The sequence below is a fragment of the Mycetocola miduiensis genome (genome assembly GCF_900115155.1).
GTDB classification, from domain to species: Bacteria; Actinomycetota; Actinomycetes; order Actinomycetales; family Microbacteriaceae; genus Mycetocola_A; species Mycetocola_A miduiensis.
Map to the genome: position 1 here is coordinate 434,470 of NZ_FOVM01000002.1, position 6,911 is coordinate 441,380.

Genomic DNA, 6,911 nt, shown 5'->3' on the forward strand with positions numbered 1-6,911 from the left:
TGGACTTCCAGGCGTGCCATGGAGAACGGAGGGTGCCGTGTGGAGTGTTCGGCTTCGGACGACGATATTCTGGTCGCTCCTCGGCGTCACCGCGTTCAACGCACTATCCTCCATGGTCAGTGGAGTCGCGTTGCTCGCGACCGGTGACCTCGGGATGCCCGCGACCTTTCTGGAAACCAGCCCCTTTCCCTCTTTCACGGTGCCGGGCGTGATCCTGGTGGTCGTCGTCGGCGGCACGCAGGCTGTCGCGTCTGCTCTCCTGGTCGTACGCCGCGAGTCGGCATTGTTCTGGTCGGCGGTGGCCGGGTTCGGAATGCTGATCTGGATCTTCACCGAAGTAGTTTTCATTCGAGAAGCTTCCTGGTTGCAGGTTCTCTACTTCGCCACAGGGACCGTGCAGCTCGTCTTGGTTCTTGCCCTGCTGGGTATCGTGAGCTGGCTGCCACGCGCACCCCTCCGCCGCCCCGCCGTTCCTGAGCGTCGCCCGGTCGGTTCCAGCCGATGACGGACATGCGAGCCTGGGTGACCACAGACACGCCCGGAATTCTCGAGTTGTCCAGCAGGACGATTCCCCGACCTGGAGGCGACGAAGTCCTCGTAGAGGTGGAGGCGTGCGGCGTCTGCCGGACCGACCTCCACGTCATCGACAGGGAGTTGCCTGTCCACCGACCAGGCGTCGTTCCGGGACACCAGGTCGTGGGCAGGGTCCGCGACGTCGGGAGGTCAGTGCAGCGGCTGCGCCGCGGAGACCGTGTGGGCGTCGCGTGGCTTCGCCGCACGTGCGGGACGTGCCGTTGGTGCAGGGAGGGCCGCGAGAACCTCTGTCCAGGTTCCCGCTATACCGGTTGGGATGATGACGGAGGCTATGCGGAATACGCCTGCGTCGCCGAGAACTTCGCGTACCGGCTCTCGAACGAGGACGACCCGGTCGATATCGCCCCGCTCCTGTGCTCAGGCATCATCGGCTACCGTGCCCTGACACGAGCGAACCTGGTACCAGGTGGGCGACTCGGGCTGTACGGCTATGGCTCCAGCGCACACATCACCGGTCAGCTGGCCGTGGCTGCCGGCGCGGAGGTCTTCGTCATGACGAGGGGAGAGGAGAACCAGGGCCTCGCACGGCAACTCGGCGCAGCCTTCGTCGGTGACGCGACCGCGCGGGCCCCGGTGCCACTGGACTCGGCGATCGTCTTCGCCCCTGCGGGGGAGCTGGTGCCCGTCGCACTCCAGGCCACCGAACGCGGTGGGACGGTCGTCCTTGCCGGCATCCACATGTCAGACATTCCCGCAATGTCTTACGAAGCGAACCTCTTCCATGAGCGGGATCTCCGAACCGTGACCGCGAACACTCGAGCTGATGGCGCCGCGTTCCTTCGCCTGGCGCGCAATCTCGGGCTCACCCCGACGGTCACTCGTTTTCCCTTCACCGGTGCTCGGAACGCACTGAACCAACTGCGCGCAGGAGCCGTCTCGGGCTCGCTCGTGGTCACATCCGCGGCACCAGTCGTTTCTCAGTAACACCTCAAGCAGAAGGAGCGTACTCATGGTCAACGGCAACACAATGACCCGCGACAGTCGAGTTCGCGTGATTGTGCGCGACGGCCCATGGGGTTTTTTCTTTCTCCTGGCCTATATCGGAGCGGCAATCTATTTCGTCTCTGAGTCCGACGGGTCGTTCTGGGGCGTCATCCTCGGGTTGCTTCAGGCGATCGTGTGGCCGGCATACGTTCTGTACAACACTCTCGCGCTGATCGGAGCCTGACGACGGGCTCGGTCGGCGGATCGGGACCGGTCAGGTCGTCAGACGGACGAACTCCTCTTTCATCGCCTGCGCGAACACCACTCCCGGAAGCGAGGCTTCGTCGAAGTGGATGCTGCACCACAGCCTGCCGGCGTACGACGAGGCAGCCACACCGAGCCGAACGTTGCCTGCCAGCACCGCGAGCGGCCAGACAGCAGTAACGGGAGCACCGGCGAGGAACATCCGGCTGGCTGGTCCGGGCACATTGGTGACGAAGCCGGCGACCAGGCGCTGCCGGCGGCCGATTCGGTCCATGATACGGGCACCTGTCGGGCCGCGCATGAATTCGAGGGTGCCCTGGTCACGTGCCCGTTGCTTCTCGAGATGCGTTTGATCAGCGACGAGGCGAAGGCGCGCGTCAGGATCCGGTTCGGCGAGGGGGAGTCGGACGATCATGACTCCGACCTGATTGCCTGAGCTTCCCCGCCGACCCAGGGCGACCGGGGTCGAGACTGGCAGGACCGAGGGAATCGGCTCCCCCGCGGCTTGAAGCATTGCGATGTATCCGGCTGTTGTGGCGGAAAGCAGTGCGTCGTTCACCGTCATCCCGAATGGGCGAACACGCGTCTTGAGCGCTCGGAGGTCGGTGTCCACGAAGACGACACCTCGTCGCGGCCCGCGGTCACCGAGAAGGACCGTTGTGTTCACGCCCCTGCCGAAAACGGTCTTCAGTATGCGGCCCACGCTGAAGATTGCTCGTCTCATCATGCGCAGCGGATGCTTGCCGTGCGTCGTGATGGAAGCAGGCGTCATCGTCGGGTCAGACGCGGGTGGCGTTGATACTGCGAGACGATCGACGGTGGCCGCCCGTTCGAAGAGCGCGTGCGCGATGGCAAGAGCAGCCATCCCATCGGCGATAGCGTGATGGATGCGAAGCACGAATACGACGTTTCCCGTGCGCGAGTCCGGCCCGATGAGCAGTTCCCATAGCGGCCGGTCCAGGGGAAGTGGAACCGTCATGAGCTGACCACACGTTCGCTCGATCCCGTCTATCCCGTCAAACGGGCCGATGAGCCGGATGTGACGTTCCAGGTCCGGTTTCGCCTCCACCCAGTGATGGCTTCGGCCGACGGGGACGGGAACACGACACAGCGACGGAAGGGCGGCGATCCGGTCGGCGAGGACCGCGCGCATCGTTGCAATGTCGGGCGTTCCGTCAGTCCTGACGAAGCCGCCGGGCTCGAACAGCCCGGCGATGAGGAACACGTTGACCTGGCCGACGTGATCGAGCACCAGATTGGCCTCATCGACGGCCGCCAGTTGCTCCGTCGCCGACCGCATGGAGACAGCATAGGTGCGCGGGCAGGAGTCGGGAAGCGGCTTGCGGCAACGTCGGCGGTGGTTTATCTGAGTGAGCAGTCGCGGCCGAGGCCGCTCGGGTGATGGGTGCAGCTGTAGCCCCTGAACCCCCTACCGCCGCCTGGCATCGCATGATTACCCTCGGTTTAGGACGCGCCGAGGAGGGAGACACCATGACGGAGGAAGGCTTCCTAACTTTCCCTGAGGAGCCGCGCGCGAAGCTCGACGAAGCGCTCAGCGACCTTGTTACTCGTGCATCGGACGTGCTCGCGACTCAGGGGAGACTGCGCGCGCTTCTCAAGGCGAATCAGCTCATCAGCCAGCAACTCGATCTGCCGGTCGTGCTCCGGCGCATCGTCGAAACAGCCATCGATCTCGTGAGGGCCGAATTCGGAGCGCTCGGCGTGATCGGCCAGGAAGGGAACCTCGAACAGTTCATTCACGTCGGGATGGGAACAGCCGACGTGGAGCGAATCGGCCACCTGCCGGAGGGACACGGACTCCTTGGCGCCCTCATCGTCGATCCACACCCCATCCGTCTGTCGCACCTTGCCGACGACGAAAGGTACTCGGGATTTCCGGCGCACCACCCGCGCATGGACAGCTTCCTGGGAGTGCCGATCCTCGTCGGTGATCGCGTCTTCGGCAACCTTTATCTCACCAACGCAGCCGCGGGCGAATTCAGTTCCGATGACGAAGAGCTCGTCAAAGCCCTCGCGGCAACCGCAGGGTTCGCGATCGATAATGCGCGCATGTTCGCAAACGCACAACGGCGGCAGGCCTGGTTCGCGGCGTCAGCGGAGCTGACGGTCGCCGTGGCCGGGGCAACCGACGATCCCCTGGAACTCGTGGTCGAGCGGGTGCGACAGGTTGCATGTGCAGACCTCGTTCGGGTGCTCATCCCCTCTCGCGATTCGGAATCGATGATCATCGTCCGGGCAAGAGGCCAGGACGAGGACTCCATCGTTGGCCTCGAGATCTCCAGAAAGGGCTCGGTGCCCGGACGGGTTCTCCAATCAGGCAAGCCTTTGCTCTTGAACGAAGACCAGGTGCCGGGAGCGTCCAAGACCCTGGGGCTCGGGCCGACCATGGCTGTTCCCCTCTCGACAGCAGGCAAGACCAGCGGAGTACTTGCCGTCTCCCGTCTCCCCGGCGGCGTGCCGTTTGCACCGGAAGACCTGGAAATGGTGGCGGACCTAGCCGGAAGGGTCGGCATCGCACTGGAACTGGCCGCCGCTCGCTCGGACCGACAGCACATCGCACTGATGGAGGAGCGGGGGCGCATCGCGCGAGATCTCCACGATCACGTCATCCAGCAACTCTTCGCGACCGGTCTGGAACTGCAGAGTATCGCCGGGACACTCCCAGCCGGCGGCGGGCCGGAACGACTTGAGCAGGCCATCAGCCATATCGACCAGAGCATTGGCCAGATTCGCACCGCTGTGTTCGCGCTGGCACCGAAGTCGCGCGGCGGGCAGATCTCGGTCCGCCACCGCATCATCGACCTGGTGGGAGAACTGGGGTCCGCGCTGACCGAGAAGCCCTGGGTGTCCTTCGAGGGGCCGGTCGATCTCGTCATCGTGGGTGCTTTGGCCGACGATGTCCTGGCGGTTGTTCGGGAATCACTCACCAACGTCGCGAAGCACGCGTCTGCCACCAAGGCTTCGCTCGTCGTCGCGATCAGGGATTCGGGAGTTGAAATCGAAGTTCAGAATGACGGTGCCGGCCATCCCAGCGCACGCAGCAGCGGACTCACGAATCTGCGAGAACGGGCGCTCAGCCGCGGCGGCGATGCGACTTTCTCGTCCACCGACGGGGCGGCGACGTTCCGCTGGTACGTGCCGATCAATGGGAGACACGATGCCTGAAGCCATCCGCGTATTCGTCGTGGACGACCATGAGGTCGTTCGGCGGGGAGTGGCAGCGCTCCTCGAAAGTGAAGACGACGTCGAAGTGGTCGGAGAGGCGGGATCGGTTGCGCAGGCCCGACCCCGCATTGCTGCAACCGTGCCTGATGTCGCCCTGCTCGACATGCGCCTCCCGGACGGCGACGGGATCGACTTGTGCCGCGACGTCCGGTCCCAAAACCCCAACGTTCGGTGCATCATCCTGACGGCTCACGATGATGACGAGGCGGTGTACGCCGCGGTTGTGGCGGGTGCTTCAGGATACGTTCTGAAGGATATGCGGTCGGCGTCTCTGATCGACGCTGTTCGGGCCGTTGCTCAGGGACGGCGGCTTCTCGACCCGGCGATATCGCGAATGGCGCTCACGCGAATGTCCGCCAGCCAGCCAAGCGCCTCTCCCGTCGACGCACTCAACACCCGGGAAAGGGAGATCCTCGAGTTGATCGCCGAAGGGATGACCAACCGACAGATCGGCGAAACTCTCGCGCTGGCTGAGAAAACTGTCAAGAACTACGTGTCGAGTCTTCTGGCGAAGCTTGGCATCCAGCGGCGGACGCAGGCGGTGGCAGTTCAACTAGAGCACCGGTCACGGCCTTCAGAATAGGACTTTCGACTCTGGACCTCCGACCACGACGGCTGGAGTGTTGTGTCTAGTGCGGGTCACGTTCGAATGCCTGCTGAGGAGTCGAGATGTCCGAAGAAACGGTTGTGGGCTGGGAGGGCTCAGCACCTGCCCAGCGAGCACTCGAGTGGGCGCTGACCCGGGCCGAAGCGCGGGGCGAGAGCGTGCTGATCGCGAGGGTCGTCGCCGAACGGGACCCTGCCACAGGCCACACCGTCAGGGAGTCGACCATAGACGCTGCCGAGTCCGCCCTTGAGCAGGAGCGCCGGTCCGCACAGTCACGGCATCCCCGGCTGAGGGTGGAGAGCAGATTGCTTTTCGGCGATCCGGTGGAGGAACTTCGCTCGCTCTCCGACGAGGACACCCTGCTGGTTGTGGGCACACACTCGGCAAGAGAGGCTGAGGTGGGTGCTCCCTGGTCGATCAGCGCGGGTCTGGCGGCGACGTCGTTCGGCCCGGTGGCGATTATCCCCGACGATCCCCTGTCTGTGGACCGATCGCGTTTGGGAATCGTCGCGGGCGTGGACGGGTCGGCGGTGTCACTTGTGGCGGCACAGTATGCGGCATCGGAGGCTGTCCGCAGGGGCGAGACGCTGACGACCGTGCACGCGTGGCAGATTCCACCGATGTGGGCCCAGTCGGATCTCGATGACGATTCGCTGCACGCGTTGGAAGAGGTGCATCGAGGTATTTTGGACACGGCGACCGAATCCGTGCAGAGGGAGTTCCCGACATTGACCATCGAGAAAGCGGTGGTGAAGCTTCCGGCGATGAAGGCGTTGCACGACGCAGCCGCTCAGAGTCGTTTGCTCGTGCTCGGGAATCACGGTCTGAAGGCAGCCCCTCGGCTGGCTCTCGGGCCGGTCAGCCACTCCCTTGTTCGGCAGGTGGAGGTCCCAACCGTCGTCGTCCGTGAAACCGTACATGCGCCCTGAGGCTCGTTCCGGACGCGGACTAGGTGTACTGCACAGGGACGTTGGTTGAATCGGTGTGACGACTCGCTGTAGTTGCTGCGAATGAGGTGAGGACCTCCGGTTGCAGAGTGGGAGTTGCTTAGACAAACACTCTCGACAGCCAGGAGGTCCTCGATGTCCCACGCTAATGCTGCTCTAACTCCACGCCAACGACTTCGAGTGGCGCGGCTGATCATCGATCAGGGCTGGCCAGTCTCACAGGCCGCGAAAGCGTTCAACTGCTCCTGGCCGACAGCGAACCGGTGGGCCGAACGATACGCCGCGATGGGCGAGGCCGGGATGCAGGACCGGTCCTCGCGCCCGCACCG

8 protein-coding genes are annotated in these 6,911 nt (G+C 64.4%); 7 read left to right on the forward strand and 1 reads right to left on the reverse strand.

Going from position 1 to position 6,911, the window contains the following annotated elements; translation table 11 throughout:
* Positions 1–13 precede the first annotated feature (13 nt).
* The 3 genes from BM197_RS05800 to BM197_RS05810 are packed head-to-tail and all read left to right on the forward strand — an operon-like array spanning position 14 to position 1,762.
* A complete protein-coding gene (locus BM197_RS05800) occupies positions 14–505 on the forward strand; it encodes a hypothetical protein (protein WP_143095009.1) in 492 nt (163 codons plus the stop codon).
* Positions 502–1,518 (forward strand): zinc-binding alcohol dehydrogenase family protein, encoded by a 1,017-nt coding sequence (locus tag BM197_RS05805; protein ID WP_218151826.1) that lies wholly within the window; start codon positions 502–504, stop codon positions 1,516–1,518. Before BM197_RS05800 ends, BM197_RS05805 begins: the two co-directional genes overlap by 4 nt.
* Positions 1,519–1,543: 25 nt before the next feature.
* Positions 1,544–1,762: a hypothetical protein gene (locus BM197_RS05810; RefSeq protein WP_245762405.1), complete on the forward strand. Its 219-nt coding sequence runs from the start codon at positions 1,544–1,546 to the stop codon at positions 1,760–1,762.
* Between the two features lie 30 nt (positions 1,763–1,792).
* On the opposite strand, the gene BM197_RS05815 is transcribed toward BM197_RS05810, so the two are convergent.
* The gene (locus BM197_RS05815) at positions 1,793–3,082 is read right to left on the reverse strand and encodes a WS/DGAT domain-containing protein (RefSeq protein ID WP_245762406.1); all 1,290 of its coding nucleotides are present in this window, start codon (positions 3,080–3,082) and stop codon (positions 1,793–1,795) included.
* Positions 3,083–3,273: 191 nt separating this feature from the next.
* On the opposite strand from BM197_RS05815, the gene BM197_RS05820 reads away from it, so the two are divergent.
* The 4 genes from BM197_RS05820 to BM197_RS05835 all read left to right on the forward strand — a co-directional run.
* Entirely contained in the window at positions 3,274–4,968 is a 1,695-nt protein-coding gene (locus tag BM197_RS05820) for a sensor histidine kinase (RefSeq protein ID WP_177216735.1), read from the forward strand.
* Positions 4,961–5,611 (forward strand): response regulator, encoded by a 651-nt coding sequence (locus tag BM197_RS05825; protein ID WP_090709646.1) that lies wholly within the window; start codon positions 4,961–4,963, stop codon positions 5,609–5,611. The genes BM197_RS05820 and BM197_RS05825 overlap by 8 nt, the downstream gene beginning before the upstream one ends.
* 86 nt (positions 5,612–5,697) lie before the next feature.
* Positions 5,698–6,564, forward strand: a complete 867-nt coding sequence (locus BM197_RS05830) for a universal stress protein (RefSeq protein WP_090709647.1) — start codon at positions 5,698–5,700, stop codon at positions 6,562–6,564.
* Between the two features lie 153 nt (positions 6,565–6,717).
* A partial coding sequence (locus BM197_RS05835) for a helix-turn-helix domain-containing protein (RefSeq protein ID WP_143095010.1) occupies positions 6,718–6,911 on the forward strand: 194 nt, incomplete at its 3' end.

What these genes read in the sequence shown, in the direction of transcription:
- BM197_RS05830 (WP_090709647.1), top strand. Translation starts at nt 5,698, where the DNA reads ATGTCCGAAGAAACGGTTGTGGGCTGGGAGGGCTCAGCACCTGCCCAG.
- BM197_RS05820 (WP_177216735.1), top strand. Translation starts at nt 3,274, where the DNA reads ATGACGGAGGAAGGCTTCCTAACTTTCCCTGAGGAGCCGCGCGCGAAG.
- BM197_RS05825 (WP_090709646.1), top strand. Translation starts at nt 4,961, where the DNA reads ATGCCTGAAGCCATCCGCGTATTCGTCGTGGACGACCATGAGGTCGTT.
- BM197_RS05805 (WP_218151826.1), top strand. Translation starts at nt 502, where the DNA reads ATGACGGACATGCGAGCCTGGGTGACCACAGACACGCCCGGAATTCTC.
- BM197_RS05815 (WP_245762406.1), bottom strand. Translation starts at nt 3,082, where the DNA reads ATGCGGTCGGCGACGGAGCAACTGGCGGCCGTCGATGAGGCCAATCTG.
- BM197_RS05810 (WP_245762405.1), top strand. Translation starts at nt 1,544, where the DNA reads ATGGTCAACGGCAACACAATGACCCGCGACAGTCGAGTTCGCGTGATT.